Origin of the sequence: Cohnella sp. GbtcB17 (genome assembly GCF_019091135.1) — a bacterium.
Classification (GTDB): domain Bacteria; phylum Bacillota; class Bacilli; order Paenibacillales; family Paenibacillaceae; genus Cohnella.
In genome coordinates this window covers 1-1,650 of record NZ_JAGXJW010000136.1, presented here as the reverse complement: position 1 = coordinate 1,650, position 1,650 = coordinate 1, and the positions used below count along the sequence as shown (strand labels likewise).

The following is a 1,650-nucleotide window of genomic DNA, read 5'->3' as shown; positions in this document are numbered from 1 at the left end:
AACTGCTTGGCATTGGAGACCTGGAGAAGGCGACCGGCAAGAAGGAGCTCGCCGCGCTGATTGGCGACTTGATCGTCAAGCCGTCGGGCAAGCCGGTGCTCGTGCCGGAGACCGATCGCAGACCTGAGTTAAATAACATCGAGCAAGACTTCGCAGGCGAAGAGTTTGAGGTGGGAGATGGCTAAATACATCCAGCTAACACAGGGGAGGGTGGCCATCGTAGACGATGAGGATTTTAAGTGGCTATCTCAATTCTCTTGGTGCTACCACCAAAGTGGTTATGCCATGCGAGGCGCTCGAGTGAATGGTCGGAATCAAACATACAGAATGCATCGGCAGATCATGGATGCTCAGGCTGGAACCGAGATTGACCACATTAACGGAAATAGGTTGGACAATCGAAAATCTAACCTTCGAGTCACGGACCGCCAGCAGAATAGCTTCAATACTCGCTCGCGTAAAGGGTCCCTATCCAACTATAAAGGCGTCGGTTGGTTCGCTAGAGACGGGAAGTGGCGGGCTAGAATCATGCTGGATCGAAAGGAAATCCATTTGGGATTGTTCGACACCGAACACGAAGCTGCTGAAGCTTACAATCGAGAAGCAGTTCGTCTATTCGGCCAATACGCAAAATTAAATCAACTATAAGGGAGCAATCACACCATGGCAAACGACAACCAAAGTACGAAAGTAATCACCGGCAAGGTCCGCCTCTCGTACACGAACATCTTCGAGCCGCAATCCATCAACGGCAGCGAAGAGAAGTACAGCACGGCGATCCTGATTCCGAAGTCGGACAAGGAGACACTGCGCAAGATCAAGGCGGCGATCGATGCGGCCGCGGAGCAGGGCAAGGCTCAATGGGGCGGCAAAATTCCGGCTAACCTAAAGAAGCCGCTGCGTGACGGCGACGAGGAGCGCCCGGACGATGAAGCTTACGCTGGCCATTACTTCTTGAACGCATCGTCGAAGAACAAGCCAGGCATCGCCAAGCCGATCGGCCGCGGCGCAGACGGCAAGACGAAGTTCGAGGAGATCACGGATTCGACGGAAGTGTACTCCGGCTGCTACGCCAAGGTGTCGATCAACTTCTATCCTTTCAATACGAACGGCAACCGCGGCATTGCCGCCGGCTTGAATAATGTCGTGAAGGTGCAGGACGGGGAGGCGTTGGCGGGTCGTGCGAGCGTGCAGTCCGACTTTGCGGATGAAGACTTTGACGACGACATCGGTGGAGACGACGAGGATTATCTGAACTAACGTAAAAAGGAGGGTGCCCTCGTGGGCATCCTCTCCTTTGACAAGAAGGTCATTTCTTCTTGTGGTCGTGCTCTGCTTGACAGCCGCTGCTGCATACTTGGTCACGCTGGAGATTTTCCGCACGGATGAGTGCTTCACATTCCAGGCAATTCAGACCTACGAATATATACGCGGAGTTCAAGTCTTTCATAGCGTTCGCCCCTTTCCTCTTAATTGACTTACTACTGATAGAATAGGCAGCTTCCCTTAATCTCTCACTCTTTTAAGCGGTAGTCGGAAAACTTATTCCATTGCACCGTAACAATCGGTGCTGACCCCAAATTAGTTGTGGAGGAAGAGAAAATGGATATTAACGGATACGTTGCCGCGGCTCACGCGAATGCCGTGAGC

The 1,650-nt window shown here is 52.6% G+C and carries 3 protein-coding genes; all 3 read left to right on the top strand.

All coding sequences use genetic code 11. The features are described 5' to 3' along the window. The coding region (locus KVT38_RS33300) for a DUF2800 domain-containing protein (protein WP_217598034.1) at positions 1–185 on the top strand (185 nt) is incomplete at its 5' end. After that, positions 178–648, top strand: coding sequence for an HNH endonuclease (locus tag KVT38_RS35685; RefSeq protein WP_368859199.1), 471 nt, complete (start codon positions 178–180; stop codon positions 646–648). The genes KVT38_RS33300 and KVT38_RS35685, both read left to right, overlap by 8 nt. Positions 649–663: 15 nt before the next feature. Then, complete coding sequence (locus KVT38_RS33290; protein ID WP_217598032.1) at positions 664–1,260, top strand: DUF2815 family protein; 597 nt, start codon at positions 664–666, stop codon at positions 1,258–1,260. Positions 1,261–1,650 lie beyond the last annotated feature (390 nt).